Origin of the sequence: Streptomyces sp. NPDC046862 (assembly GCF_040704615.1) — a bacterium.
GTDB lineage: Bacteria > Actinomycetota > Actinomycetes > Streptomycetales > Streptomycetaceae > Streptomyces.
The window spans coordinates 89,734-116,597 of the sequence record NZ_JBEYXP010000029.1 but is presented as its reverse complement, the minus strand read 5'-3'; the positions used below and the strand labels follow the sequence as shown (position 1 = coordinate 116,597).

At 70.3% G+C, this 26,864-nt stretch carries 22 protein-coding genes; 17 read left to right on the top strand and 5 right to left on the bottom strand.

The genetic code is table 11. From position 1 onward, the window contains the following. Positions 1 to 51: 51 nt before the first annotated feature. On the bottom strand, positions 52 to 2,313 hold the full coding sequence (glgX, locus tag AB0959_RS29500) for a glycogen debranching protein GlgX (RefSeq protein WP_366829652.1): 2,262 nt from the start codon (positions 2,311 to 2,313) through the stop codon (positions 52 to 54). Positions 2,314 to 2,546: 233 nt separating this feature from the next. Here glgX and AB0959_RS29495 point away from each other — a divergent pair, with 233 nt between their 5' ends. The 6 genes from AB0959_RS29495 to AB0959_RS29470 all read left to right on the top strand — a co-directional run bounded on the left by AB0959_RS29495 (position 2,547) and on the right by AB0959_RS29470 (position 9,356). Further along, on the top strand, positions 2,547 to 3,779 hold the full coding sequence (locus AB0959_RS29495) for an Ig-like domain-containing protein (protein ID WP_366829651.1): 1,233 nt from the start codon (positions 2,547 to 2,549) through the stop codon (positions 3,777 to 3,779). Positions 3,780 to 3,982: 203 nt separating this feature from the next. Continuing rightward, positions 3,983 to 5,233: an Ig-like domain-containing protein gene (locus AB0959_RS29490; protein ID WP_366829650.1), complete on the top strand. Its 1,251-nt coding sequence runs from the start codon at positions 3,983 to 3,985 to the stop codon at positions 5,231 to 5,233. An 80-nt stretch (positions 5,234 to 5,313) separates the two neighbouring features. Further along, complete coding sequence (locus AB0959_RS29485; RefSeq protein WP_366829649.1) at positions 5,314 to 6,081, top strand: enoyl-CoA hydratase-related protein; 768 nt, start codon at positions 5,314 to 5,316, stop codon at positions 6,079 to 6,081. 182 nt (positions 6,082 to 6,263) lie between these two features. Next, positions 6,264 to 6,872 carry an ATP-binding protein gene (locus AB0959_RS29480; protein ID WP_366829648.1) on the top strand — a complete coding sequence of 203 codons (609 nt, stop codon included), beginning with the start codon at positions 6,264 to 6,266 and terminating at the stop codon, positions 6,870 to 6,872. Positions 6,873 to 7,416: 544 nt separating this feature from the next. Beyond that, complete coding sequence (locus AB0959_RS29475; protein ID WP_366829647.1) at positions 7,417 to 8,628, top strand: YncE family protein; 1,212 nt, start codon at positions 7,417 to 7,419, stop codon at positions 8,626 to 8,628. Between the two features lie 77 nt (positions 8,629 to 8,705). Then, positions 8,706 to 9,356: an ADP-ribosyltransferase gene (locus tag AB0959_RS29470; RefSeq protein WP_366829646.1), complete on the top strand. Its 651-nt coding sequence runs from the start codon at positions 8,706 to 8,708 to the stop codon at positions 9,354 to 9,356. A 19-nt stretch (positions 9,357 to 9,375) separates the two neighbouring features. Here AB0959_RS29470 and AB0959_RS29465 read toward each other — a convergent pair whose 3' ends face one another. Further along, positions 9,376 to 10,014 (bottom strand): GNAT family N-acetyltransferase, encoded by a 639-nt coding sequence (locus AB0959_RS29465; RefSeq protein ID WP_366829645.1) that lies wholly within the window; start codon positions 10,012 to 10,014, stop codon positions 9,376 to 9,378. A 55-nt stretch (positions 10,015 to 10,069) separates the two neighbouring features. Here AB0959_RS29465 and AB0959_RS29460 point away from each other — a divergent pair, with 55 nt between their 5' ends. Together AB0959_RS29460 and AB0959_RS29455 are read left to right on the top strand one after the other, a co-directional pair. Then, positions 10,070 to 10,984, top strand: coding sequence for a MerR family transcriptional regulator (locus tag AB0959_RS29460; protein WP_366829644.1), 915 nt, complete (start codon positions 10,070 to 10,072; stop codon positions 10,982 to 10,984). A 56-nt stretch (positions 10,985 to 11,040) separates the two neighbouring features. Beyond that, positions 11,041 to 11,253, top strand: coding sequence for an EF-hand domain-containing protein (locus tag AB0959_RS29455; protein WP_366829643.1), 213 nt, complete (start codon positions 11,041 to 11,043; stop codon positions 11,251 to 11,253). Between the two features lie 87 nt (positions 11,254 to 11,340). On the opposite strand, the gene AB0959_RS29450 is transcribed toward AB0959_RS29455, so the two are convergent. Then, positions 11,341 to 11,898 carry a glycoside hydrolase family 25 protein gene (locus AB0959_RS29450; RefSeq protein WP_366829642.1) on the bottom strand — a complete coding sequence of 186 codons (558 nt, stop codon included), beginning with the start codon at positions 11,896 to 11,898 and terminating at the stop codon, positions 11,341 to 11,343. A gap of 229 nt (positions 11,899 to 12,127) precedes the next feature. Between AB0959_RS29450 and AB0959_RS29445 the strand changes: the two genes are divergently transcribed. The 9 genes from AB0959_RS29445 to AB0959_RS29405 all read left to right on the top strand — a co-directional run bounded on the left by AB0959_RS29445 (position 12,128) and on the right by AB0959_RS29405 (position 23,860). After that, complete coding sequence (locus AB0959_RS29445; protein ID WP_366829641.1) at positions 12,128 to 13,225, top strand: LamG-like jellyroll fold domain-containing protein; 1,098 nt, start codon at positions 12,128 to 12,130, stop codon at positions 13,223 to 13,225. 232 nt (positions 13,226 to 13,457) lie between these two features. Next, positions 13,458 to 14,360 (top strand): glycosyltransferase family 2 protein, encoded by a 903-nt coding sequence (locus AB0959_RS29440; RefSeq protein WP_366829640.1) that lies wholly within the window; start codon positions 13,458 to 13,460, stop codon positions 14,358 to 14,360. 131 nt (positions 14,361 to 14,491) lie between these two features. After that, positions 14,492 to 15,115, top strand: a complete 624-nt coding sequence (locus AB0959_RS29435) for a hypothetical protein (RefSeq protein ID WP_366829639.1) — start codon at positions 14,492 to 14,494, stop codon at positions 15,113 to 15,115. Positions 15,116 to 15,134: 19 nt separating this feature from the next. Next, positions 15,135 to 16,241, top strand: coding sequence for a glycosyltransferase family 4 protein (locus AB0959_RS29430; RefSeq protein ID WP_366829638.1), 1,107 nt, complete (start codon positions 15,135 to 15,137; stop codon positions 16,239 to 16,241). Then, positions 16,238 to 18,898, top strand: a complete 2,661-nt coding sequence (locus tag AB0959_RS29425; protein ID WP_366829637.1) for a DUF2206 domain-containing protein — start codon at positions 16,238 to 16,240, stop codon at positions 18,896 to 18,898. Before AB0959_RS29430 ends, AB0959_RS29425 begins: the two co-directional genes overlap by 4 nt. Continuing rightward, positions 18,895 to 20,016 carry a glycosyltransferase family 4 protein gene (locus AB0959_RS29420; RefSeq protein WP_366829636.1) on the top strand — a complete coding sequence of 374 codons (1,122 nt, stop codon included), beginning with the start codon at positions 18,895 to 18,897 and terminating at the stop codon, positions 20,014 to 20,016. Before AB0959_RS29425 ends, AB0959_RS29420 begins: the two co-directional genes overlap by 4 nt. Then, on the top strand, positions 20,009 to 21,433 hold the full coding sequence (locus AB0959_RS29415; RefSeq protein ID WP_366829635.1) for a lipopolysaccharide biosynthesis protein: 1,425 nt from the start codon (positions 20,009 to 20,011) through the stop codon (positions 21,431 to 21,433). The genes AB0959_RS29420 and AB0959_RS29415 overlap by 8 nt, the downstream gene beginning before the upstream one ends. Then, the gene (locus AB0959_RS29410) at positions 21,430 to 22,596 is read left to right on the top strand and encodes a glycosyltransferase family 4 protein (RefSeq protein WP_366829634.1); all 1,167 of its coding nucleotides are present in this window, start codon (positions 21,430 to 21,432) and stop codon (positions 22,594 to 22,596) included. The genes AB0959_RS29415 and AB0959_RS29410 overlap by 4 nt, the downstream gene beginning before the upstream one ends. A 49-nt stretch (positions 22,597 to 22,645) precedes the next feature. Beyond that, complete coding sequence (locus tag AB0959_RS29405) at positions 22,646 to 23,860, top strand: glycosyltransferase family 4 protein (RefSeq protein WP_366829633.1); 1,215 nt, start codon at positions 22,646 to 22,648, stop codon at positions 23,858 to 23,860. An 80-nt stretch (positions 23,861 to 23,940) separates the two neighbouring features. Here the strand turns inward: AB0959_RS29405 and AB0959_RS29400 are convergent, their stop codons facing one another. Both AB0959_RS29400 and AB0959_RS29395 read right to left on the bottom strand, forming a co-directional pair. Beyond that, the gene (locus AB0959_RS29400) at positions 23,941 to 25,152 is read right to left on the bottom strand and encodes a cellulase family glycosylhydrolase (RefSeq protein ID WP_366829632.1); all 1,212 of its coding nucleotides are present in this window, start codon (positions 25,150 to 25,152) and stop codon (positions 23,941 to 23,943) included. 162 nt (positions 25,153 to 25,314) lie between these two features. Next, positions 25,315 to 26,751, bottom strand: a complete 1,437-nt coding sequence (locus AB0959_RS29395) for a site-specific integrase (RefSeq protein ID WP_366829631.1) — start codon at positions 26,749 to 26,751, stop codon at positions 25,315 to 25,317. Positions 26,752 to 26,864: the final 113 nt, after the last annotated feature.

The window sequence follows — 26,864 nt, the reverse complement described above, 5'->3', positions numbered from 1 at the left end:
AGGGACGGGTAGGGGCGGCGGGGGCGAAAGAACCCCCGGGCGACCGCCACCTCACTCCCGCACCCGCAGCAACAGCACCGCCCGCGCCGGCACCGTGATCTCCGTCCCCGCCCGGTGCTCCACACCCGGAGGGTCCCGCTGGTCCTCGCGCGAGGTGTCGACGAGCACCTCGTACCGCTCGGCCCACGGCGGGCCGGGCAGGGCGAAGGACACCGGGCGGTCCGCCGCGTGCAGCACCGCCAGGAAGCTCTCGTCGACCACCGGCACGCCACGCTCGTCACGGCCGGGGATGTCGCGGCCGGAGAGGTACATGCCGAGGGTGGCCGCCGGCGCGTACCAGTCCCGCTCCGTCATCTCGGTGCCCCGGGCCGTGAACCACGCCAGGTCCCGCAGCCCGTCCGCCGAGTGCGCGCGCCCGGAGAAGAACGCCCGCCTGCGCAGTACCGGGTGCTCGTGGCGCAGCGCGATCAGCCGGGACGTCAGGTCGAACAGCGCCTTCCAGCCGGGCTCCTCGAGCAGCCCCCAGTCCAGCCAGCTGATCTCGTTGTCCTGGCAGTACGCGTTGTTGTTGCCACCCTGCGTCCGCCCCAGCTCGTCGCCCGCGACCAGCATCGGCACACCCGTCGACAGCAGCAGCGTGGTCAGCAGGTTCCGCAGCTGGCGGCGGCGCAGGGCGCGGACGCGCTCGTCGTCGGTCTCGCCCTCCGTCCCGCAGTTCCACGAGCGGTTGTCGTCCGTGCCGTCCCGGTTCCCCTCGCCGTTCGCCTCGTTGTGCTTGCGCTCGTACGACACCAGGTCGCGCAGCGTGAACCCGTCGTGCGCGGTGACGAAGTTGACCGACGCGTAGGGGCGCCGGCCGCCCCACGCGTACAGGTCGCTCGACCCCGACAGCCGGTAACCCAGGTCCCGTACGTCGGGAAGGGCGCCGCGCCAGAAGTCGCGTACGGCGTTGCGGTACCGGTCGTTCCACTCCGTCCACAGGGGCGGGAACGCGCCCACCTGGTAGCCGCCCGACCCCACGTCCCACGGCTCCGCGATCAGCTTCACCCGCCGCAGCACCGGGTCCTGCGCGATGACCGCGAGGAACGGGGACAGCATGTCGACGTCGTGCATGGACCTGGCCAGCGCGGCCGCCAGGTCGAAGCGGAAGCCGTCCACTCCCATCTCCGTCACCCAGTAGCGCAGGGAGTCCGTGATCAGACGGAGGACGTGGGGCTGGACCACGTGCAGGGTGTTGCCGCAGCCGGTGTAGTCCGCGTACCGGCGGGAGTCGTGCTGGAGCCGGTAGTAGCCGCGGTTGTCGATCCCGCGCAGCGACAGCATCGGGCCCAGCTCCGACGCCTCCGCGGTGTGGTTGTAGACCACGTCGAGGATCACCTCGATGCCCGCCGCGTGCAGCGCCCGCACCATCCGCCTGAACTCGCCCACCTGCTGGCCGGCCGTGCCGGACGCCGCGTACGCCGCGTGCGGGGCGAAGTAGCCGATCGAGTTGTAGCCCCAGTAGTTGTGCAGGCTCCGCCGCAGCAGGTGGTCCTCGTGGGCGAACTGGTGCACGGGCAGCAGCTCGACGGCCGTCACCCCCAGCTTCACCAGGTGCTCGATCGCCGCCGGATGCGCCAGTCCCGCGTACGTGCCGCGCAGTTCCTCCGGGATCCCCGGGTGCGACTTCGTGAAGCCGCGCACGTGCAGCTCGTAGATCACCGAGTCGGCCCACGGCGTCTTCGGGCGGCGGTCGTCGGTCCATTCGTCGTCGGGGGCGTCGTCGTGGACGACGACTCCCTTCGGCACGTACGGCGCCGAGTCCCGGTCGTCGCGCACGGTGTCCGCGACCTGCTGCTGGGGCCAGTCGCGGACGTGCCCGTACACCTCGGGCGGCAGCCCGAAGTCGCCCTCCACGGCACGCGCGTACGGGTCGAGGAGCAGCTTCGCCGGGTTCCAGCGGGCGCCGGTCCAGGGGTCCCAGCGGCCGTGCACCCGGTAGCCGTACCGCTGACCGGGCAGCACGCCCGGCACGAAGCCGTGCCAGATCTCGTGCGTCAGCTCGGTGAGCCGGACGCGCGTTTCCACTCCCTCCTCGGAGAACAGACACAGCTCCACCGCCTCCGCCCCGCCCGACCACAGCGCGAAGTTGGTGCCCGCCACTCCGTCCGGTCCCACCCGGAACCGTGCTCCGAGAGGCGTGGGAGCCCCCGGCCACACGGGCGTCTGCGGGGTGTCGTCCGCCGTGCGCCGCCTGCCGTTCAGCACGGCGGCCGTGTGTGCGGACGGTCCGCGTCCCTCCTGGACTGCCTCCTGCTCGGGTGCGCTCGCCACCTCACGGCCTCCTGCGGCTCGGCTGAACGATGGCTGACAGGGTGTACGGCGGCTGTGTTTCCGGCTCGTCCGCCTGCCGTAGGTCCCCCACCGCGTCGTTCTCCCCACTGTTCTGCCCAGACGGTGGCTCGCACTCACGTTTCCCCGGGGCGTGTGCCGTCGTTGGGCCGCACGTACTGCACTTTTCCGGGGGACACCGTGCCCGCCCCCCGGCCGGAAAGACAGAGGTCCGAGTGCCCATCACCACACATGCTCCCCGACGCGCCGGGCTCACGCTGGCTGCCGTACTGACATGGGCGGGACTGGTGGCCGCGGCCACCGGGTGCACGCCGGAGGAGTTCGACGACAAGCCCGGGGCACCGAACGGCATCATCCGCGTCACACCGGCGGACGGAAGCAGGAACGTGCGCGCCGACGAACCGTTCGAGGTACGGGTGCCCAGCGGGCGCCTGGAGTCGGTGAAGGTCGTCGCCTCCCAGGACGCCCAGGAGTCGCGTGTGCCGGGGCGCGTCTCCGCCGACGGACTGACCTGGCGCCCCACCGGCTCCGGCACCCGAAGACTCGCGCTCGCCGCGCGGTACACCGTCGACGCCGTCGCCCTCGACGCCGCCGGCCGCCGCTCGGCCCGGCACGCCACGTTCACGACGCACGTCCCCGAGAAGCGCTTCATCGCCTACGTCATGCCGGAGAACCGCGCGACCGTCGGCACCGGCATGATCGTGTCCCTGGAGTTCAACCGGCAGATCGAGAACAGGGCGGCCGTCGAGCGGGCCATCAAGGTGACCGCGCGGCCCGCCGTGGACATCCGGCCGCACTGGTTCGGCCCGAGCCGGGTCGACTTCCGGCCCGAGCACTACTGGAAGCCGGGCACCCGGGTCACCGTCGGGCTGCGGATGAGGGACGTCGAGGGCTCACCCGGCATGTACGGCCTGCAGCACAGGACGCTCTCGTTCACCGTCGGCCGCCACCAGGCCAGCCTGGTCGACGCGGCCGCCCACACCATGAAGGTGCGCCGCGGCCGCCAACTCCTCGCCACCGTCCCCATCACGGCCGGGGCGCCCGCGACGACGACGTACAACGGGAAGATGGTCGTCACCGAGATGCTCGAGGTGACGCGGATGGACGGCGCCACGGTCGGCTTCAAGAAGGCCGACGGCAAGAGCGAGTACGACATCCCGGACGTCCCGCACGCCATGCGGCTCACCCGCTCGGGCACCTTCCTGCACGGCAACTACTGGGCGCCGGGCGCCTTCGGCAACACCAACGTCAGCCACGGCTGTGTGGGTCTGCGCGACGTGAAGGGCGGCAGTTCGAACACGCCTGCGGGCTGGTTCTTCGACCGCAGCCTCATCGGGGACGTCGTCGAGGTCGTCAACAGCCATGACAAGGAGGTCGCTCCGGACAACGGGCTCGGGGGATGGAACATGGGCTGGGAGGAGTGGAAGGCGGGCGGAGCGGTGAAGTAACCCGGTATGGCGGCGACATAGGGGGACGCGAACAAGGGGGAGCCGCATGGAACGGGATGGCGCTCGGAACGGTCCTACTTGGGACTGAACAGTGACAATGGCGAGGCCCATTCCATCCCGATCTTGCGGTTAATGTACGCACAAACGCGCGCGACGCGTTGGGGGTGCGGGCCTGAACAGGCCGTGCGAGGGGAGACACGAACTTGAACGCGCGACCGATATCGGGGGAGTCGCTTGGTGCGCGGACGCGGAGGAGCCGGCGGAGCCAGGGGATACTGGCGCTGCTGCTGGGGGTGTTGCTCCTCACGGTGTCCGCGTGCGGCGGGGGATCCGACTCCGGCTCGGAGAAGGGGAAGGACGGCAAGGGCTCTGCGGGCACGGCGGGCAGCAAGGCCTCCGAGGCCGTCGTGACCATATCCCCGAAGAGCGGCGCCGACGACGTGAAGACCAACGGCGCCCTCAAAGTCACCGCCGCCAAGGGCAAGTTGACCGAGGTCACGGTCAAGAACGCCAAGGGTGACGCGATCGAGGGGAAGATCACCCAGAACGGCGCCGGCTGGGAGCCGTCGACCCACCTCGCCTCCGACACCAAGTACACGGTCCACGCCGTCGCCGAGGACAAGGAGGGCCGCAAGGCCACCGAGGAGTCCTCGTTCACCACACTGACCCCGAAGAACACCTTCGTGGGCGTCTTCACCCCCGAGGACGGTTCCACGGTCGGCGTCGGCATGCCGTTCTCGCTCCGTTTCACCCGCGGCATCACCGAGCCCGGGGACGTCGAGAAGTCCATCAGCATCAAGACCGAACCGGCCGTCGACGTCGAGGGCCACTGGTTCGGCAACGACCGCCTCGACTTCCGTCCCGAGAAGTACTGGAAGCCCGGCACGAAGGTGACGGTCGAACTCGACCTCGACGGCGTCGAGGGCCGCCCCGGCGTCTACGGCGAGCAGAACAAGAAGGTCTCCTTCACCATCGGCCGCAGCCAGATCTCCACCGTCGACGTCAAGACCAAGAAGATGACCGTCGAACGCGACGGCAAGGTCATCAAGACCATCCCCGTCACCACCGGCAAGCCCGGCTACGAGACGTGGAACGGCCAGATGGTCATCAGCGAACGCCTGACGGTGACCCGCATGAACGGCGAGACGGTCGGCTACGGCGGCGAGTACGACATCAAGGACGTCCCGCACGCCCAGCGCCTGACCACCTCCGGCACCTTCATCCACGGCAACTACTGGGGCGGCGACGCCTTCGGCAACTACAACGCCAGCCACGGCTGCATCGGCCTGCGCGACGTGAAGGGCGGCTACGACAGCAACATCTCGGCGGCCTGGTTCTTCAACCGCTCGATGGTCGGCGACGTGGTGATCGTGAAGAACTCCAAGGACCGGATCGTCGACCCGGACAACGGGCTCAACGGCTGGAACATGTCGTGGGAGAAGTGGAAGTCGTGAGCTCTCGCTGACGTACGTACGGCCCCGGTGTGAGGTACGGCACCGGGGCCGTTGCCGTTAGTGCCCGTTAACCTGCCTGCATGACTGTGCATCTCGAAGTCGCCGAAGGCGTCGGCACCATCCGCCTGGACCGCCCGCCCATGAACGCGCTGGACATCGCCACCCAGGACCGCCTCAAGGAGCTCGCCGAGGAGGCCGCGAACCGTGCGGACGTGCGCGCGGTGATCCTGTACGGCGGGGAGAAGGTGTTCGCGGCCGGCGCGGACATCAAGGAGATGCAGGCCATGGACCACGCGGCGATGGTCGTGCGCTCCCGTGCCCTGCAGGACTCCTTCACGGCCGTGGCCCGCATCCCCAAGCCGGTCGTCGCCGCCGTCACGGGCTACGCGCTGGGCGGTGGCTGTGAGCTCGCGCTCTGCGCCGACTACCGCATCGCGGCGGAGAACGCCAAGCTCGGGCAGCCGGAGATCCTGCTGGGCCTGATCCCGGGCGCGGGCGGCACTCAGCGCCTGTCCCGGCTGGTCGGCCCGTCCAAGGCCAAGGACCTCATCTTCACGGGGCGCATGGTGAAGGCCGACGAGGCGTTGGCGCTGGGGCTAGTGGACCGGGTCGTGCCGGCCGACGAGGTCTACACGCGGGCGCACGAGTGGGCCGCGAAGCTCGCCCAGGGCCCGGCGATCGCGCTGCGCGCGGCCAAGGAGTCGATCGACACGGGCCTGGAGACGGACATCGAGACCGGGCTCGCCGTGGAGCGGAACTGGTTCGCGGGTCTGTTCGCCACGGAGGACCGGGAGCGCGGGATGCGGAGCTTCGTGGAGGAGGGGCCGGGCAAGGCGAAGTTCGTGTGACACCTCACCCCCAAGTTCCGCTGATCAACTTGCAGTTGACGCGGTGTCTTACCCGAGTCCCTCGAAGGGGCGGATTTATGGGGACCTTAAGACAACCTTAAGTGAAGCATGGGATGACCGGCGGGCGATTGCCGATTTCCGGTGAATCGTCGCAGCTCAGGCGGTGAGCGACCCTCTCTGGAATGCCTCTGGCATATGCCAAATCGCCCCCCGGGAGCGGAAGGTCCCGGAGGGCGTATTCCCGTGGAACGGCCCCGGACCAAGCGCTGGGCGGCCATGATGGGGGCATGGCGGGGCTGGAGGGTGTCGAACAGCCGCGGCGGCACGGGAGTGCGACCGCGGCGCGCTGGTCGCCTGCGGTCGAGGACGAACGGGCGCTGAAGGCGCTGGAGTTGTTCGGCAACCCCGCTGAGGCCGAGGTTCCCCTGCCGTCCCGGCCCGAGTCGGCGGCCACCGCGCGCCGGCTGACCCAGGTCGTCGTGCTCCGCCACTGGGGGCACTCGCCGAAGATGACCGAGGACGCGGTCCTGCTCGTCTCGGAACTGGTCGGCAATGCCGTGCGGCACACCGGCGCGCGTGTCTTCGGGCTGCGTCTGCGCCGCCAGCGGGGGTGGATCCGGGTCGAGGTCCGCGACCCCTCGCGGGGGCTTCCCTGTCTCATGCCCGTCCAGGAGCTGGACATCAGCGGACGCGGCCTCTTCCTCGTCGACAAACTCTCCGACCGCTGGGGGGTCGACCTGCTGCCTCGCGGCAAGACGACATGGTTCGAGATGAGGGTGTCGGACCGCTAGCCCCGTACGCACGGGCACTTGTTCTCGCCCCCGCCGCCCCTACCCGTCCCCTCCCCAGGGGCGCTGCCCCTTCGACCCCGCACGGGACTCCGCCCCGGACCCCGTTTTCGGGGGCTCCGCCCCGGACCCCCGCTCCTCAAACGCCGGAGGGGCTGAAGGGGTAGGGCCCGGAGGGGTCAGTGGGCGGGGCCGGGGGGCAGGAGGTCAGAGGCGCGGAGGGGGTGGCTTCAGGGCCGCGGGGGACGGCGCGGTCTTAGGGCCGCGGGGAACGGCCGAGTTTCTTGGGGAGTGCGGGGAGCGGCGCGGTCTTTTAGGGGCGCGGGGAACTGCGCGGTCTTAAAGGGGCGCGGGGAACTGCGCGACCAGCCACACCCAACCCGCACCAACCCACCCACCCCAGACGCCACCCCACCCCCCGGAGGGCCACCCGTACGAGCCGCCAATCGGACGAATCACCGAAATTCTCCACCGGCCGCCCTTAAATGGTGCGCATGCCCGCGACCGCCCACCCCCCGGGCATCACCACGACGGAGCTGCCCACCTCATGCCCCCCACCACTGCCGCCCGCATCCCCAGACGCATCCTGATCGCAGCCGCCACCCTCACCGCCCTCACCGCCACCGCCCTGACCGCCTGCGGCACCGACACCCCGGACCGCACCACCACCCCCGCCACAACCACCCACCCCGCGGTCAAGCCCGCCCCGCCGAAGCAGCCCCGAATCCAGGGCCTGCGCGGCATGCCCCCGGTGCTCGACCCCAAGGACGCCTACGCCGCCAACCGCCCGGGAAAACTCTCCCCGGTCGTCAAGGACTTCCCGTCCCGCGTCTACGTCCCGAACACCGAGTCCGACACCGTCACCGTCATCGACCCGAGCACGTACAAGATCGTCGAGACGATCCCGGTGGGCCGGCAGCCCCAGCACGTCGTCCCCTCCTGGGACCTGAAGACCCTCTGGGTCAACAACAACCGGGGCCACACCCTCACCCCCATCGATCCCAGGACGGGCAGGGCGGGCAAGCCGGTCGAGGTCCACGACCCGTACAACCTCTACTTCACCCCGAACGGCAAGTACGCCGTCGTCATGGCCTCCCTCGACCGCGAGCTGGTCTTCCGCGACCCGCACACCATGAAACGCCTCAGGACGGAGCCGGTCAGCTGCTACGGCGTCAACCACGCCGACTTCTCCCTCGACGGCCGGTACTTCATCGTGTCCTGCGAGTTCAGCGGCGAACTGCTCAAGGTGGACACCGAGAAGATGAAGGTAGTCGGCCAGCAGAAACTCCCTTTCGAAGGCGCCATGCCGCAGGACGTGAAGGTCTCCCCGGACGGCAAGCGGTTCTACGTCGCCGACATGATGGCCCACGGCATGTGGGTCCTCGACGGCGACAAGTTCACCACCCCCGAGCTCCTGCCCACCGGCAAGGGCTGCCACGGCCTCTACGTCAGCCGCGACTCCCGCGAGATGTACGTCTCCAACCGCGGCGAGGGCACCATCTCCGTCTTCGACTTCACCCAGAACAAGCTCACCAAGAAGTGGCACCTCCCCGACGGCGGCAGCCCCGACATGGGCGGCGTCTCGTCCGACGGCAAGGTCCTGTGGCTCTCCGGCCGCTACGACGCCGAGGTGTACGCCATCGACACCCGCACCGGCGCCCAGCTCGCCCGCATCCCCGTGGGCAGCGGGCCGCACGGCCTCGCGGTGTACCCGCAGCCGGGCCGCTACTCGCTGGGCCACACGGGTATCTTCCGCTGACAAGCGCGTGCCCTGACACGCCGCCGTACGGGTGAGGATCCACGGCCCGTCGCCGCCGAACAGCGATCGTGCTCCTCATGATCACCACTCGTCCGCGGCGCCGGGCCGTCGTCGCCGCCCTGTCCCTGTCGGCCGTCCTCGCCACCTCGGCCGCGACGCCCCCCGCCAGCGAACCGGCCGACGCGGCGCCCGCCAAAGCCACGGCAGCCGCCAGGGCCGCCGCGCCCACCAAGGCCGCCGCCCCCGCCTGCCCCCAGTTCGCCGACCCGGTCCACGCCGCCGCCGACCGCCGCGTGGACGTCGCCCGCATCACGCCGAAGCCCGCCTGGCGCAAGACCTGCGGCACGCTGTACCGCAGCGACAGCCGCCCCCCGGCCACGATCTTCGAGCAGGGCTTCTACCCGAAGGACGTCATCGACGGCCAGTACGACATCGAGCAGTACGTCCTGGTCAACCAGCCCTCGCCGTACGTGTCCACGTCGTACGACCACGACCTGTACAAGACCTGGTACAAGTCCGGCTTCAACTACTACATCGACGCCCCCGGCGGCGTCGACGTCAACAAGACCATCGGCGACACCCACAAGTGGGCCGACCAGGTAGAGGTCGCCTTCCCCGGAGGGATCGCCCGGCAGTACGTCATCGGCGTCTGCCCGGTCGACAAGAAGACCAAGACCGAGATCATGAGCGATTGCGAGAGCAACCCGCACTACGAGCCCTGGCACTGAGAAAGGGTTCTTCCCTGCCTCAGCGGGCGATGAGCAGCGCCTCCGCGCCCACGGGCCGGTAACCCGCCGCCTGGAACGCCCGCGCGCTGCGGGCGTTCCCCGCGGCCACCTGCGCCCACACGTGCCCGTCCGGCACCAGATGCCGCGCCGCCGTGGCCAGCGACCGGCCGAGCCCCCGGTGCCGTACCTTCTCGTCCACCTCGACCGCCGCCTCCCAGCGCCCCCCGATCCCGCGCCCGAGGACGAGGACACCGCCGTCGGCCGACCACACCCGCACGTCGTCCCGCCGCTTCCGGGCGCTCACGACCCGGGGGTGGTCCGGATCGGCGACCTCCTTCAACGCCACCGGCGGCTCACCGGTCAGCCGGGTGCCTACGTTCATCACGTCGATGGTGTCCGTCGACCGCCCCGTACGCGCCATGAACGCCGCCAGGAACCGCGGGTTCATGGTCGCGGCCAGCGCGTCGCAGTCCAGGGAGTCCAGCGTCTCGTGCACCCACTCCGGATCCTCGTCCGTGAAGACCACCGAGTGCGCGGTGAAGGCGAGGACCCCGGCGTCACGACGGTCGTGCTGACGGACGACGGTCGTGCCCCCGTCGGCGGGAGGGAATGCCCCCCGGGCCGCCGCGTCCAGAATGTCCCGCAGAGTGCCGGCCAAGACACCCTCCCCCTCGCTTGAGTCTCCACCCACTGGAAGGCTCAGACTCGCAGACATGATCGAAGACGGCACCGGACTTCTCACCATCGGCCGGCTGGCGCGGGCCACGGGTCTGAGCGTGCGTACGATCCGCTACTGGTCGGACGAAGGCGTCCTGGAGCCGGTGGCCCGCAGCGAGGGCGGCTACCGGCTGTACGACGCGGAGTCGGTGGCCCGCCTGGAACTCATTCGCACGCTGCGGGAACTGGGCCTCGGCCTGGACGACGTACGCCGCGTGGTGGCGGGCGAGACGACGGTCGCGGAGGTCGCGGCCACGCACGTGGCGGCCCTGGACGCACAGATCCGCGCCCTGAAGGTGACCAGGGCGGTGCTGTCGACCGTGGCGCGACGCGGCTCGACCGCCGAGGAGACGACACTCATGAACAAGCTGGCGCGGCTGTCGGCCGCCGAACGCACACGCATCATCGACGACTTCATGGAGGAGACCTTCGGGGGACTCGACACCGCGGACCCCGACATCCGCACCCGGATGCGGTTCGCGATCACCGATCTGCCCGACGACCCGACTCCCGAGCAGGTGGATGCCTGGGTGGAGCTGGCGGAGCTGTTGCAGGACCCAGGCTTCCGCGCACGCATGCGCGGGATGATCGAGTTCAACGCCGCCGACCGGGGGCCGGAGGTGCCGCCCGGCACCTCCCTGTGGTTCATGAGCCGCCTCGTACAGCTGGCGGCTCAGGCGCGGGAACAGGGCATCGACCCCGAGTCACCGCGCGCCGAGGAGGTGCTGGGCCGGCTGCTGGGCAACGCCGACCGGGCCGACGTACTCGAACGGATGGAGTCGGCCACACACACCGAACTCGCCCGTTTCCGGGAGCTCACCGCACTCGTGCGGGGCACCGAACCACTGCCCGCGCACGCCGAGGAGTTCGCCTGGGTGGTCGCCGCGCTGCGCGCCCGCTCGGCCGGTTAGTCTGAGCCCGCCAACAAAGGCTGTATCGCACGAAAGCACGATGAAGGGGCGGACCGGTGGCGGACATCGAGGAAGCACGCAAGCAGTTCGAGCGGATCGACACGGACGGTGACGGGTTCATCAGCGCCGCCGAGTTCAAGGCCGCTCTGGCCCAGGGCGGCGACTGGAACGTCACCGAGTCGGTGGCCGAGGCCATCATCGCCAGCCGGGACCTCAACAGCGACAAGCTGCTCTCCTTCGAGGAGTTCTGGGCCCACCTCAACAAGTGACCCACGGCAAGGGGCGCCCACCATCGTCGGCGGGCGCCCTTGTCATGCTCGCTGCTTTGTCATGCCCGTAGCTCGATCCGGACGGTCTCAGCCACTCGTCGCCCACGTGCGGAGGGCGGCCTTCGACTCGAAGTCGGCGACGTCCTTGTCGACGGGATCGTCCGTGTACTGGTGGAAGCGCCACTTCGCCTTTATCCGGGGCTTGCCGGCGGTCACGTAGTCGGCGATCCAGAGGGCGTCACCGGCGTACGACGTATCGTCGACATTCAGCCAATAGTTGCGGTTGCAATAGAGCATGACCCGGTGGTTCGGCCGGAGTTCCTTCACCTTGCGTAGGAAGCGGTCCTTCTCGGCGTTGCTCGCGTGAGTGCCCTCGCTGGTCGTCTCCCAGTCGACGGCGAGTATGTCGCCCGCCTTTTCGGGGGCCTTGCTCACGAAGTACTCGGCCTGGGCGGTCAGGTTGCCGGGCCAGAGGAAGTGGTAGAAGCCGACGACGAGGCCCGCGTCTCTGGCGGTTTTCGTCTGTGCGGCCAGCCTGGGATTGGTGTACGTCCGGCCTTCCGTCGCCTTGATGAAGACGAAGGAGAGGCCGTCCGTGTCGTACGAGGACGACTGGTACGAGCTGACATCGATGCCGCGCAGCATGGGGCGCCTCCGGACGTGGGGGGACGGGGCAGGGGCGGTGCTTGTGGGGGGTCAACCTACAGGGGCTTACTGTGGCCTTTCCCGCGCTCGGGCCACCCCACCCCTTTGTCCGCCAACGCCCGGAAGTCGCCGGGTTCTTGCCCCGCCGGAGTCGACCGTGGCGCGGGCCGACGGCCAAGGGGAGACGGGGAGTCGTGCGGGGTGCGGCGCTGCTTTAGCATCCGTGCTTATGACTGACGGCACGGAACACCCGGAGGGGGCAGCTGCCCCCGGGCAGGACCCCTGGAACCCTTCGTCTGCTCCGCAGCCGTCCGCGGCGCCGAGCGGTTACGGGTATCCACAGCAGGAAATACCGTCCGGGCAGCAGCCCGGATATCAGCAGCCCGGATATCAGCAAGCCGGTCATGAGCCGCCCCCCGCGTATCAGCAGCCCTCCTTCTCGGGCGGCATGGACTGGGAGGCCATGGCCGAGCGCAACGAGGCACAGCGGCGCCGCAGAAAGAGACTCTGGACGGGCGGGATCGCGCTGGTGGCGTGCCTGCTCGGGGTCGGGGCCGGATTCCTGGTCGTCCGGCATGAAAACGGCAAACCAAACCCGCCGGCTTCCGCTTCCAGCAGCCCTTCAACCGCGCCTTCGTCCTCGTCCGGCAAGAAGTCGCCCACCGTTCCGGGCCAGGACAACGTTCTCGCGGACAAGTCCGGGGAGAACAATCTCGCTCTCGGGCCGGACGCCGCGGTGGACGATGTGGGGAACGGCTACGCGGCCCGGTTCCGGAGCAACGTCAACTCCTACGCCCAGTCCTCCACACAGCTGATCGACGTCTCCAAGAGCTTCAGTATCTCGGCCTGGGTCTACAACGAGGCCCCGAACAGCCCCCGTTCCGCGATCAGCCAGGGTGACGGTGACTCGTCCTCCTTCAACCTTGGCCGGGACGCGTCGGGTGACGACCGGAACTGGGTGTTCGAGGTGCAGACCGCCGCGGGTGGCGCGGACAGCACGACCTACGAGGCCAAGGCGGCCAAGAGCATCGGCACGGTCGGCGAGTGGGTGCTGCTCACCGGCACGTACGACGCGAAGGCCAAGACGATCACCCTCTATGTGAACGACAAGAAGGCCGACTCCACCAAGATTCGCGGCATCTGGGCGGGCAAGGGCCCGTTGCAGCTCGGCCGGGCGCGTACGCACGGGGTGTGGGGCGACTACTGGGCGGGCGTCGTGGGCCACATCCAGGTCTGGGAAACGCCCCTGACGCCGGATCAGGTGGCCGACGTGCACAAGGGCGGATCGGGCGGGGATGCCAAACCTGTCGCTTCCTGGCTGATGTGACGTCAGTCACGGTCACAGCTCGGTCACTTCCTTAACAATTTCCACCAAGGTGAAATAGGGTCTCAACTGCTTCAACACTTCATGATCTGACGGACGAACCGTTCTCCGTGTTCGTCGAGGTTCTCGTTCCCGGCCACAGCGCACGCTGTGGCCATCTCCTTCTGCGATGAAGCGTCCAGGAGAGGCGCGGGGCTCGGTATCCGTCCGGGCAAGCCCTGGGGGAGGGCAACGCGTGAGAACACTGTCAGTGGTCATTCCTGCCTACAACGAGGCACCCAATCTCCCTGACGTCATCGCCTCCGTCCCACTGGCCGAGTTGGCCGCGGAGGGCTGGGACGCCGAGGTCATCGTGGTCGACAACGCCTCGACCGACGGCACCGCCGATGTGGCGCGCGCACTCGGGGCGCGCGTGGTGCACCAGCCGGAGAAGGGTTACGGCAACGCGTACATGGCGGGCTTCGGCGCCGCCACCGGGGAAGTGGTCGCCACCGGGGACGCGGACTGCACCTACCCCTTCGACGCGCTGCCGCGGCTGCTGCGCACGCTCGTCGAGCAGGACGTCGAGTTCATGACGACCGACCGGTTGCGGCGCGAGAACCGCCATGCGATGAAGCCCTCGCACACCGCGGCCAACCACGCGCTCAGCGCCCTGAGCCGGCGGCTGTTCCGCAACGGGCTCCGTGACTCGCAGTCAGGGATGTGGATCTTCCGGCGCCATGTGTGGGACGGCCTGGATGTCCGTTCCGGTGGCATGGCCTTCTCCCAGGAGATCAAGAACGCGGCGACCCTGGCGGGTTACCGTTACGCCGAGGTGCCCATCGAGTACCGCCCGCGCCAGGGTGAGGTGAAGCTCAACGCGCTGCCCGACGGTGCCGCCAATCTGCGGCAGCTCTTCGAGCACCGCTTCCGTCGTCCCGCCGCGCCGGTCGTGGAGCCGGCTCGGACGGACAACGTGGCTCCGACGGACCTGGTGGAGGAGGTCCCGGTGGCGAAGACCCTGGTCCCCGGGCCGCGGCATGAGCAGCAGTCGGCCGATGCCGTAGAGGTCGGCGCGTCCGACCAGCCCGACCAGCCCAGCCGGCCCGCTCGGTCCTGGCGGCCCAACAGGCGGACAGGCCAGTACGAAACGGTATGAGTTCATTGCCCGACAAGCCCGGTGAACCCGGTGAGCCCGACGAGCCTGACGTGGCCGGTGAGCCTGACGAACCCGACGTGCCCGGTGAGCCCGATGCCTCCGGTGAGCCTGATGCCTCAGGCGGACCTGACGTGTCCGGTGAACCTGACGTGTCCGGCCAGGCCGACACCCCGGAAGCGGACGCCGATCCGGCTCCCGTACCGTCGTGGGCTCGCCGGGCTCGCCGGGCTCGCCGGGCTCGCCGGGCACGTACGGGCAGCGGGCGCGGGCAGCGCCTCGCCCTGGACTCGCCGGCCCGACGGGCGGCGGGTCTGGCGGTGGTTCTGGTGGTCGTCGCCGTGCTGGCCGCGGGACTGTGGTCGGTGCCGCCGGTGCGTACGGTGCTGCTCCAGTCCTTCACCCGGCAGCAGACCCCGTACACCGAGCTGTACTTCACCTCCTCGCCCCGCTTCGACGGGGGCAAGGTGGTCGTCCCCGTCGCGGTGAACGCTCACGGAACGGGCGTCACCTCCTACCGGCTGAAGGTGACCCTGGAATCGGCCGAGGGGAAGCCGGTGGGCAGGGAGACGGTGAAGTTCGCGCCACGCGACGGCAAGCCGGTGCCGGTCGTGGCGCGCGTAGGCAGGAAGACGGCGGAGGTGGCCGTGGTGCGGGTCGCCCTCGTCGGTCATCGTCAGTCGCTGCACTACTCCTTCGTGACGCCGTCGCCCTCGGTCGCGCCGACCGCGACCCCCAGCCCCACCCGCACCCCGTGACGTACGAGACTGAAGCCTGATGCGACGCACCGTTCTGCAGATCACCCCCTACTACCCGCCCCACTTGGGCGGGCTCGAACGCGTTGTGGAGCACCTCGCCCAGCAGCTCGGGCAGCGTCACGACGTCCGGGTCGTCACCACCGCGCTCGGCGCGAACGGCGCGCCGCGCCGCTTCGGCACCGGCCGGGTCACCGTACGGCGGCACCGCGCGGTCGAGTTCGCGCACACCGCGCTCGCGCCGGGCCTCCCGGTCTCGCTGTGGCGCGCTCCCCGCGGCGCCGTCCTGCACCTGCACTGCGCGCACGCGCTGATGCCCGAACTCGTCGCCCTCACCGCACGGCTCCGCGGGCAGCGCTTCCTGCTCCACTTCCATCTCGACGTGGATGCGTCGGGCCGCTTCGGGCGGTTGCTGCCCGCGTACAAGAAGCATGTCCTCGGCCGGGCGATGCGTGCCGCCGCCGGGGTGATCGTGCTGACCGAGGCCCAGCGCGCGTTCGTGACGCGGACGTACGGGGTCCGGGCCGAGCGGGTGTTCGTGGTGCCCAACGGTGTCGGGCCCGGCTACTTCATGCCGGTGCGTGAGGCGGCGCAGCGCCCGCTGCGGCTGCTGTACGTCGGCCGGCTGAGCGCGCAGAAGAACGTCGCCCGGCTTCTGGAGGCGATGGCCCTGGTGCGGGAACCGGTGCGGCTGCGGATCGTCGGCGACGGCGAACTGCGCGAGAGACTTCAGGCGCGCGCCGCCGAACTGGGGCTCAAGGACGTGGAGTTCTCCGGCGGGTTGCTCGACGCGGACCTGGTGCGTGCCTACCGGGACGCCGGTGCCTTTGTGCTGCCCTCGGAGAAGGAGGGCATGCCCCTGGTCGTCCTGGAAGCGATGGCCGCCGCCCTGCCGGTGATCGCGACCGACGTACCCGGCACCACCGAACTGCTCGACGGGGTGGGCCTGCTGGCCGCCCCGGACCCGGCGGCACTGGCCGCCGCCATCGACTCCGTCGCCGCCGATCCGGGCCTGCGCCTGCGGCTCGCCCGGAGCAGCACGGCGGCGGCCCAGCGCTATTCCTGGGAAGCTGTGGCGGCCCGCGTCGAGCGGGTCTACGACGATGTCTACGCGGAGGTCGGCGGGTGACAGCGCGCGACGCGGCTGCCAAGGGAGCCGCCGAGACCGGGCACGCCGCCGATACCGGGCGGCGGCGTGCCGACCGGCGTCCGTCCTGGGCGGTCGATCCGGACGGGCAGGACGCAGCCGGCAGCGAGCCGTTGTCCGGGCCGGACGCCTCGGACGCCTCGGACGCCCCGGACGCTCCGGACGACGGTTCGGCGGACAACAGCTCGGCGGACGGCGCCGCGGCCGAGGGCCGCCGCGCCGCTCGGCGCGCTGCCGCCTCCGTATCCGCTTCCACCCCCACCCCTGCCTCCGGTGCCGGGCGGGCCGACGGGCTGCGCCCCGCCGACCTCGTGCGGGGCCGCCTCGGGGTGCTGGTCGGCGTCGCGGTGGCCTGCGTCGTGGAGATGCTGCCCGGGGTGCCCGGGGCACTTCTGACGGTGGCCGGCCTGTGGCTGCTGTTCGGGGCGCCCGTCGCGCTGTGGCGGGGCGTCGCCTCGCGCGTGGTGTCCACCAGGGACGGCAGCCTGCTGCTCGCCGTCGGCATGGCGGTCATCACGGACATCGTGGTCGCCCTGGCCGTCAACACCGTGCTGCCGCTCTTCGGTGTGGACCGTCCGCTGACCCAGGTGTCGCTGGCCGGGGCCACGGCGCTGACGCTGATCGTGATCGGCGCGTTCGCGCCGGAGGAGGAGCGTGCGGAGCGGGAACCACGAGCGTTCTGGCGCAGGGTCCTTCTGATGGATCTTCGCGGCGGGCTGCCGCCGGGCGCGGTCCCCGTGGCAGGGCTCGCCGCCGTGGCCCTCCTGTTGTCGGTCGCCGGACCGATCCGGCTGAACAACGGCCTCGGCGGCTCCGTCAGCATGGCCGCCCTGATCGCCGTCGCCGCGCTGCTGGTGCTGTTGATGATCCGCCGCTGGCGCTACCCGGTGGCGGTGCTGGAAACCGGGCTGTTTCTCGCCGCGACCGCGCTGCTGCTGCTGAACTCGCTGCGCGGCTGGTCCATCACCGGCCACGACGTGCAGCGTGAGTACGAGTACTTCCGGCTCACCCTGGGCGGCTCGCTCTGGGACATCTCGACCTACCCGGACGCGTACAACGCCTGTCTGAGCATCACCCTGCTGCCGGTCAGCGTGTTCCGTCTCACCGCGATCCCCGACATCTACATCTTCAAGATCGTGCTGCCGGTGCTGTTCGCGCTCACCCCGGTGCTGATCCACCGCTCGGTGCGCAACGTCGCGCCGCATCTGGTGTCGTTGCTGTCGGCCGTGCTCTTCATGGTCTTCCCCACCTTCCTGTCCGACATGACCTTCCTGGGCCGCCAGGAAGTCGCCTTCGTGCTGCTCGGCTGCGCGATGGTGGTGCTCACCGACTCCGGCAGGCCGCTCCGGATCCGGCGGATCGCCTTCGTCGGGCTGCTGGCCGGCATCACGCTGTCGCACTACTCGACGATCTACGTCATCGTGGCGATCCTCGGCGTCGCCCTGGTCACCGACCTGGTGTGGCGCCTGGCCGAGCGCTTCCGGGCCGCCCGTGGGCACGAGGGCAAGCACCGCCCGGTCAAGGCGGGCTCCTTCGTGACCTGGTGGATCGTGGCGGGGGCGGCGGCCATGGCACTGGTGTGGGCCGGTCCGGTCACCCACACCAGCGGGCAGTTGCGGACGACGCTGAGTGACGTCGTGCAGACCGCGCTGCACCCGGGCAAGAAGAGCGAGGGCGGCTCCTCCGACATCTCCTACAGCCTGTTCGGCGGGACCACCATGACCCCGCAGCAGCGGCTGGACGCCTACCGCACCGAGAACCTGAAGCAGACCGCAAAGGGGCGTGCCGAGGGCAGATACCTGCCCCTGAAGACGGTGGACGCCTACAGGACCCCGGTGGTGAAGCAGGAGAACATGCCGCTCACCGCCGCCGGGAAGGCGCTCGACGGGGTCGGCGTGGACGTCGGCACGGTCAACTCCCTGCTCCGCAAGGCCGCGGCGGCCCTGCTCCAACTGCTGCTGGGCGTCGGCCTCCTGGTGGTCGTCCTCGGGCGGCGAGGGGCCTTCCGGCCGGTGCGCGACCAGACCACGCTGACCGTCGGGGCCGTGGCCCTGCTCGGGCTGCTCACGGTGATCCCCTCCCTGTCGGCCGACTACGGAGTGCTCCGCGCCTTCCAGCAGGGGCTGTTCTTCTTCGCTCCCTTCATCGCCGCCGGCCTGCTCGCCGTCCTGCGCTGGGCCGGGCGGCGGCGCATGGCGATGGTGTACGCCCTGGTCACGGCGCTCTTCCTGGACCTGACCGGTGTGGTGCCGAAGGTACTGGGCGGCTACCCGGCGCAGCTGCAGCTCAGCAACTCCGGCCAGTACTACGACATCTACTACCCGACCGCCGAGGAGCGGAGCGCCGCCTACTGGCTGGTGCGCGGCTTCGACGCCGAGGGCAAGCAGTCCCTGGTGCAGACCGACCGCTTCACCTTCAACCGGCAGCAGACCACGATCACCGGCCCGGCCGTGGGCGACCTCTTCCCGACCGCGCTGCGCACCGACGCCTACGTCCTGGTCGGGAGCACGACCGTGCGCACCGACAGGGTGACCTTCTCCTACGAGGGCGACCTGGTCACCTACCGCTATCCCCTCGGTCTCCTGGACGCGACCAAGAACGTCATCTACAGCAGCGAGGGGGCGAGGATCTACCGATGAGAGTGCTCCTCGTCAGCCACTACTACCCGCCGCACGTCGGAGGCATCGAGTACGTAGTCCGCCAGGAGGCGGTCCGGCTCGCCGCCCGTGGCGTCGAGGTCACCGTGCTCACCAGCGGCGAGCGCTCCTCGATCCGCGAGGAGGAGGGCGTACGGGTGGTGCGCGTCGCGGCCTGGAACGGAGTCGAGCGGGCCGGTGTGCCCTTTCCCCTGCTGTCGCCGCGGCTGCCTGCGGCCGCGCTGCGCCTGGCCCGCCGGGCCGACGTCATCCATGTGCACGACTGCCTGTATCTGACCTCGTGGGCCGCCGGGCTCGCCGCCCTGCTCACCCGCACCCCGCACGTCGTCACCCAGCACGTCGCCCTGGTGCAGCACCCTTCCGCCGTCGTACGAGGCGTGCAGCGCGCGGTGTACGCGGTCGCCGGGCGCGGCCTGCTGCGCCGGGCCCGCACCGTCCTCACCCTCAACGCCACCGTCGCGGACTTCGTACGGCGCTACGGCGCCCGTCCCCAGCGGGTCCGCCACCTCGCGAACGGTGTGGACACCGAGCAGTTCCGGCCCGCCGCCTCGGACGAGGAGAGGAAGCTCATCCGTAAGCGCTTCGGCCTGCCGGGAGACCGCCCCCTGGTGCTGTTCGCCGGCCGGCTGGTGCCGAAGAAGGGGTACGACCTGCTGCTGGCCGCCCAGGACGACGCTTTCGACCTGGTGTTCGCGGGGGGCGGGAACGCGGGCACCCTGGCCGACAGGCCCGGCGTCCACCACCTCGGCGCGCTGACCCCACAGGAGCTCGCGGAGGTGTACCGGGCCTGCGACGTCTTCGCGCTGCCGTCCATCGCCGAGGGCTTCCCCCTCACCGTCCAGGAGGCCATGGCCAGCGGTCTGCCCGTCGTCACCACCGACGACCCGGGGTACGCGCCCTACCGCCTCGACCCCACCTGCGTCACACTGCTGCCCCGGGACGCGGGCGCGCTGCGCTCCGCGCTGTCCGCCCTCGCCGGGGACGGCCCGAAGCGCGCGCACATGGGCCGCTACTCCCGTGAGTACGCGACGACGGCCTTCGCCTGGGAGGAGCATGTGAGCGCGCTGGTCGAGTACTACCGGGACGTCACCGATGGCTAGACACAAGGGCAGGCACGCCCGGCCCGCCGACCAGGTGTACCGCAGTTCCTTCTTCCTGATGGCGTCCACCGCGACCATCGCCGGACTGGGCTTCGTCTTCTGGATCGTGGTCGCCCGCTTCTACAGCCCCGAACAGGTGGGCCTGGCCACCTCGCTGATCTCGGCGGTCTCACTGATCTCGTATCTGAGCCTGTTCGGCCTCAACAGCACGCTGATCCGCTTCCCGGCGCCGGCCGCGGCCCGCAACGGCCAGCTGACCCAGTCGATCGCCCTGGTGACCACATCGTCGTGCCTGGTCGGCGCGGTCTATCTGGCCGGTCTGCCGCTGTACGGGGAGAAGCTGGTCTTCGTCCGGGACCGGCTGCCGCTGGCGGCGGCCTTCGTCGTGATCTGCGCCTGTGCCGCGGTGAACCAGCTCACCGACTCCGTCTTCATCGGCGCCCGTATCCCGCAGTACAACGCGCTGGTCGACGGAGTGCTCCAGGGGCTGACCAAGCTCGCCCTGCCGGTCGCCCTGGTCGGTCTCGGCTGGGTGGGCATCGTAGGCTCGGCGGGTGGCGGCTCCGCGGTGGCGGTGCTCGCCTCGCTGTTCCTGATGCGCCGTCGGCTCGGCTTCCGCTTCGACTTCCGTACCCGGGGCACCAGGCTCAGGGAACACCTGCGCTTCTCCGTCGCCAGCTATGTCACGAGCCTGCTCAACCTGATGCCCCAACTGGTCGTCCCGCTCATCGTGCTGCACCAGCTCGGAGCGGCGGCGGCCGGCTATTACTACGTCGCCTTCCAGATCGCGAGCCTGCTCAACGCCGTGTCCTTCTCGGTCGGCGAGGCCCTCTTCGCGGAGGGCTCGCACGATCCCTCCCGGATCGGCGTACTGCTGCGCAGGACCGCCGCCGTCATCGCGGCCCTGATGGTCCCGGCAGCGGCGGTGGTGGCGCTGGGCAGCGGGCTGATCCTGAAGCTGTTCGGCGGCTCCTACGCGACCGAGGCCAGGCCGCTGCTCATGGTGTTCGCTCTCGGCGCGCTGGCCGTCGCCCTGTCCAGCTGGTCGAACTTCGCGCTCAAGCTGACCCGGCAGATGCGGCAACTGGTCGTCAACAACCTCGTCTTCGCGACCGTCTCGATCTCGCTCGCCCTCCTCTGGGCTCCGCGGGGCCTGGTCTGGATCGGCTGGGCCTGGGCCGCCGGCAACCTCGCCTCCGGCCTGGTGGCCCTGGCGGCGCTCCTCGGACACCGGCGCCGCAGCCTCGCGGCCGTACGGCGCTCCGAGCCGGAACCGGAGCCGGGGCCGGACCCCGAGCCGGACCCCGAGCCGGACCCCGAGCCGGACCCCGAGCCGGACTCGGAGCCGGACCCCGAGCCGGACCCCGAGCCGGACTCGGAGCCGGGGAATGTCCGAACCGCGGAGGCACAGGCATGAGGATTCTGCAGATCGTCAACATCGGCTTCGAGGCCGGCGGGGCGGAGAAGAGCGTCCGGCTGATCACGGAAGGACTGCGGGCCCGGGGCCACACCGTGAGCGTGGTCGCGACCGACCGCATGGCGGCCGGGCACGAGCTGTTCGCCGACCACGTCGTGCCCGCGGTGGACGGCGGCCCGGCCAGGCGGCTGCTCGGCTACTTCTGGCACCACACGGCCTACCGGCGCCTCAAGCGGATCCTGGCCGAGTTCGCACCGGACGTCGTCCATCTGCACACCATCGGCGAGTTCAGCCCCTCGGTGCTGGCCGCCACCCGGCGCTACCCCCGCCTGCTGACCGCACGGGGCCCCGAGGACTGGACGTTGAAGCTGCTGCGCTGGAACCTCGGCACCGCCGTGGACGGCGGCCGGCTCAGCGCGACCGACACCGCCCGCTATCTGTATCTGCGGTTCATGCAACGACCCGGCTACCTGGTGTGGCTGCGCGGCGTGGACCGGGTGCTCGCGCTGAGCCAGTACATGGCCGACACCGTGCGCGGCGACGTGGGCCGGGTCCCGCTGTTCGTCGTGCCCAACGGCACCGACAGCGACTTCGGCTACGAGCCGATCGCCGACACCGGGAGCGTGCTCTTCACCGGCCGCCTGGAACGCGTCAAGGGGGTCGACGTCCTGATCGCGGCCTTCCGGCAGGTGACCGAGCGGCATCCGGGGGCCCGGCTGGTCATCGTCGGCGACGGCGCGGACCGTGTGCGCCTGGAAGAGCTGGCGGCCGACCTGACCTCCCAGGGGCGGGTCGTCTTCCGGGGCTGGCTCGGCAAGGCGGAGATCACCGAATGCCTCAAGTCCGCTTCGGTCGTCGCCGTGCCGTCGCGGTGGCCGGAGGTCTTCGGGCGGGTGGTCCTGGAAGCGTTCCAGACCGGCCGTCCCGTGGTGGCGTCCCGTTGCGGCGGCCTGCCGGAACTGATCTCCGACGACAACGGCCTGCTGGTGGACCCGGGAGACGTGCGGGGGCTGGCCGACGCGCTGTCCTCCCTGCTCGGCGACCGCGCCACGCTGGAACGCCTCGGCAAGGGCGCGGCCCAGTGCGCCGAGCGGTACCGCCTCGACGCGGTCATCGACGCGCACGAGGAGCACTACCGGGCCGTACTGGCGGGACGCCGGTGACGCGCCCCGCCAGGGGCGTGGGGCTGTGCTGAATATGCGGCTCCGCCGCGTGGGCGCGACCAGCCACGACGAACCCGCAGCCAGGCCACAACCGCCGGAGGCACCCGCACCCGCACCCACGCACAGGGCGGAACCCCTCCGTACCGTCGCCGTCGTCGCGCCCTACTACCCGCCCAAGGTCGGCGGCGTGGAGAACTACGCCGCCCGGATCGCCCGCGCGGTGGCAGACGCCCCCGGCCTGCGGCCCGTGGTCATCACCTCCCGCCTGTCGGGGCGCCGGACCTCGGTGAGCGTCGAGGACGGCGTCCAGGTCATCCGTCTCGGCGCCTGGCTGCGGCTGTCCAACACCCCGCTCAGCCCGCTGTGGCCGCTGCAACTGCGCTACTGGCTACGCCGCACCGGCGCCCAGGTGGTGAACGCCCATGCCCCGGTCCCCGGGCTCCCCGACCTGGCGGTCGCGGTCTCCGGCCGCCGGCCGGCCGTCCTGACCTACCACGCGGGGTCGATGCACAAGGGCGAGCCGGGCAGCGGCCTGGCGGACCGGCTCATCGGCGCGTACGAACGGTGGGTGCTGCCCCGGGTGTTCCGGCGGGCGCGGGTGCTGGTCGCGGTGTCACCGGTCTCGCTGGCCGCCGCTCATCCGCATGCCGTGGAGATCACGCCGGGCGTGGACACCGAGCGGTTCACACCCGGAGAGCCGCCCTCCAGGCGTCCGCGTACGGTCCTCTACGTCGGCCGGATGGACCGCTCGTCGGCCTGGAAGGGCGTCGACGTGCTGCTGCGGGCCTTCGCCCAGTTGGCGGGCGACACCGTCGGCGCCCGGCTGCTCCTGGTCGGCGGCGGTGACGCGGTCCCGGACCATCTGCGGCTCGCGTCGGAACTCGGGATCGCCGACCGGGTGGAAGCCCCCGGGGAGCTGACCGGCGAGGCGCTGGCCGGCGTCATGCGGACGGCGGCGGTGGCGGTGCTGCCCTCGCGCACCGAGGCGGAGTCCTTCGGCATGGTGCTGGTCGAGGCGATGGCCTGCGGAACCCCGGTGGTCGGCTCGGCCGTGGGAGGCATCCCGCATGTCGTGGCGGACGGCGAGACCGGACTGCTGGTCCCGCCCGGAGACCCGAAGGCGCTGGCCACCGCCTGCCGCGAGCTGCTGTCCGACGGCGAACTCGCCGACCGGCTCGGCGCGGCGGGGAGGCGGCAAGCAGAGAGCCGTTTCGCCTGGACCGGACTGATGGAGCGTTACATCGATCTGTTCCGGACCCTGTAGGACGGACGGGGTAGGCCGAACCCTGTAGGACGGAACCTGCAGAGCGAATCCTTTAGGGCCCGGCGGGACCCGGCCCGCCCCTACTTCCGCTTCCGCTTTCCCTCGTAATCGGTGATCGCCTTCTTGAGCGCGTCGAAGGCCGGCTTCTTCGAACCGTCGTAGCGGCGCAGCCCGTAGTAACGCGTCGGCCTCAGCTTCTCCTCGGCGGGCGCCAGGTCCTGATCGGTGTACCAGAACATCGCGTCCACGTGCGGGTTCGCCACCGCCGTCTTCACCGTGTCGACGGCGATCTCGGCCTGGCGGGCCTCGGTCACGTGGTCCGTGTCATCGGTGACCGTCGTGCCGTCCGACACCTCGCCGGCCCCACTGGTCGGCGCTCCGGTCTCGGTGAGCCAGATCGGGAGGTCGGGGGTGCCGTACGTGTCCAGTACGGCCATCAGGTTCCCCTGGACGGTGCTGATCCGCTCGAAGGCCGTGCCGGTGCCGGGGGTCGCGCTGGGCAGGGCCGGGAAGTTGTACGGGTGGTAGCCGATCGCGTCCACATACTTGTTGACGCCCCGCTTGGCGGCGGCGGTCAGGAAGTCCAGCGGCGACAGCCTGTTGCCCTTGGAGTCGCTCTTGATTCCCGCGAGACCGCCCATGACCACATACGCCTTGGAGTCCGCGGAGCGCAGCGCCCGGCTGGTCACCTTGACCAGCTCGGTGAAGCGGGCCGGGTCGGGCGCGGGCCTCCAGAAGCCGATGTTCGGCTCGTTCCACACCTCCCAGGTGTGCACGCCCATCGGCGCGTACCGCTCGGCCGCCTGCTTGGCGAACCCGGCGAAGGTGTCCGGGTCGGCCGGCGCGCAGCTCTGACTGCCCGTACAGCCCGCCACCCGGGCCCACTTCGGCGTGTAGGCGATCACCGCGACGACGTTCAGACGGTGGGCCTTGGCGGCCTTGGCGACCCGGTCGAAGCGGTGCCACTCGTAGTTGACGGCGGACTCCGGCTGGATGTTGTTCCAGGACAGGTCGACCCGGACCCACTTCGCGCCGACGCCGACCGCGTCGTCGAGTGCCCGGTTCAGCGCCTTGTCCGACTTCCAGGTCAGGGTGTCGCCGTACGCGATGCCCATCCGTACGTCGCGTACCTTGCCGGAAGATGATGCGGAGGAGGATGCGGCACCGTCCCCTTGCGGCGCCGCGGAGGAGCCGGACGGCAGGGAGGCGGCCACGATGGTCGCGGTGGCGGAGACCACGAACGCCACGAGCGCCACCAGCAGCCGCTGCCGTCGACTTGATTCCTTCAGCATGTCGCACAGCCTAAGCCAATGATTCGCACCGCCCTTTGCGGCGCATGGCGTTGAGGCCGACGACCATGAGTGGAGCGGACCGGTCCGCGGGGTGTTTCTGTAGGTTTCACGCAATCAGGACAGTGGACCGCCGACCGCGTGAAGCGCCCAACCGGCCTTCCCTCAGCACTCGATGATGTTCACCGCCAGCCCGCCCCGCGCCGTCTCCTTGTACTTCACGTTCATGCTGGCCTCAGGCACGGTGATTCCCTTGACCTGCGGGTTCAGGGTCACTTTCTTGATCCACTCGGCTGCTGGGGACTTCTCGGGGACAATCCGCAGTTGATCTTGCTCCAGCCAGGCGTCCATCGCGGCCAGGCCCCGCTGACCGGCGCCGGGCATGAAGTGAGCGTAGTGGTCGAGCGTGATCTTCGGCGAGGAGTGTCCCATCCACGCGGACAGGCTGACGATCGACTCGCCGGCCTCCAACTGCACGCTGGCGTAGGTGTGTCGGAGGACGTGGAACATGTCCTCGCGTTGTGCCGCGTAGACGGGAGTCCGCCGGATCCGGGCGCCGTCCCGGCGGACCTTCTCGCCCACGGCCGTGATGAGACCGGCTGCTGCCAGGGCCGGCTTCCAGCTGCGGTCGTTCCATGTCCGGTAGTAGATGCGGTTGCCGTGCGACGTCGTGAACACCAACTCCACGGTGATCGGCTTTCGCTGCCGGGCTTCCAGAGCATTGCTTGGGGGTTCCGGGTTCCGCCACGGCAAGGTGCACGGGGTGGACGGGAAACGCCGGAAGTGGTCACGCGCTCGGGCGGCGAGGTTGAGGGGCAGAGGCACCTCCCGCGTCTTGCCGCCCTTCGGGAGGCAGAAATACGGCCTCCCCTTGATGTCCCACCTGAGCTGGCGCCGAATGTGTACGACGCCCGCCTCGAAGTCGAAGTCCCCTTCGGCCAGTCCGAAGGCTTCGCCTTGGCGCAGACCGAGGCCGATCCCGATGTCGACCGAGAACTTGTAGCGGTCCTGAAGGTGGAGGCGGACAGCGTCGACGACCACCCGTGTCCAGGCCTTCGCTTTCTTCTCCGCACGCCGTGGAGCCTTGACGCTCTTGTGGACCTTGATGGGGTTCCGCAGTAGGCGCTTGTCGTCTACGGCGCTGTTGAGGATGGACGAGAGGTGGCCCCAGATGACCTCGGCCGTCGAGCTCTCGACCCGGGCCAGCAACTCGGCGGCGAACGAGCGCAGCGCCGAGGCGTCGATCTCCCGAAGGGCGAAGTCACCGAGGATCGGAATGATGTGGTTCCAGATGCGACTGCGCATGGGATCCGCGGTCGACGGCTCGTCCGTTCGGCTCGGCCACCAGTGATCGATGATGTAGTCGGCGAGGAGGATCTCGCCGTCGCGCGGGTCGACGAACTCACCGCGCTTTGTGTCGGTCTGTGCGGTGGCGAGCCACTGCTTGGCGTCTTCGCTGGTGTCGAACGACCGGTCCTGGACCCCAGGAATCCCCTTGACCCGATAACGCTGTCCCATCCCGTAGCGGGAGGTCCGCTCCCTCTTGCCAGTTTGCTTGTCGGGCCGCTTCTTGAGCCAGCGGTCTTCTATGTAACCGGTCAATGTGAGGTCCTCCCGATGGTGCGTCGGTCATGAGCTGGTTGTTCGTAACGCACTCCGCGGCAGGTTCTTATCCCCATCACGGGCACTTTCTTGCAGGGAGATGCGGTGGGTGA

What these genes read in the sequence shown, in the direction of transcription:
- AB0959_RS29485 (WP_366829649.1), top strand. Translation starts at nt 5,314, where the DNA reads ATGACTGTGCATCTCGAAGTCGCCGAAGGCGTCGGCACCATCCGCCTG.
- AB0959_RS29480 (WP_366829648.1), top strand. Translation starts at nt 6,264, where the DNA reads ATGCCTCTGGCATATGCCAAATCGCCCCCCGGGAGCGGAAGGTCCCGG.
- AB0959_RS29475 (WP_366829647.1), top strand. Translation starts at nt 7,417, where the DNA reads ATGCCCCCCACCACTGCCGCCCGCATCCCCAGACGCATCCTGATCGCA.
- AB0959_RS29470 (WP_366829646.1), top strand. Translation starts at nt 8,706, where the DNA reads ATGATCACCACTCGTCCGCGGCGCCGGGCCGTCGTCGCCGCCCTGTCC.
- AB0959_RS29460 (WP_366829644.1), top strand. Translation starts at nt 10,070, where the DNA reads ATGATCGAAGACGGCACCGGACTTCTCACCATCGGCCGGCTGGCGCGG.
- AB0959_RS29450 (WP_366829642.1), bottom strand. Translation starts at nt 11,898, where the DNA reads ATGCTGCGCGGCATCGATGTCAGCTCGTACCAGTCGTCCTCGTACGAC.
- AB0959_RS29445 (WP_366829641.1), top strand. Translation starts at nt 12,128, where the DNA reads ATGACTGACGGCACGGAACACCCGGAGGGGGCAGCTGCCCCCGGGCAG.
- AB0959_RS29430 (WP_366829638.1), top strand. Translation starts at nt 15,135, where the DNA reads ATGCGACGCACCGTTCTGCAGATCACCCCCTACTACCCGCCCCACTTG.
- AB0959_RS29420 (WP_366829636.1), top strand. Translation starts at nt 18,895, where the DNA reads ATGAGAGTGCTCCTCGTCAGCCACTACTACCCGCCGCACGTCGGAGGC.
- AB0959_RS29415 (WP_366829635.1), top strand. Translation starts at nt 20,009, where the DNA reads ATGGCTAGACACAAGGGCAGGCACGCCCGGCCCGCCGACCAGGTGTAC.
- AB0959_RS29410 (WP_366829634.1), top strand. Translation starts at nt 21,430, where the DNA reads ATGAGGATTCTGCAGATCGTCAACATCGGCTTCGAGGCCGGCGGGGCG.
- AB0959_RS29400 (WP_366829632.1), bottom strand. Translation starts at nt 25,152, where the DNA reads ATGCTGAAGGAATCAAGTCGACGGCAGCGGCTGCTGGTGGCGCTCGTG.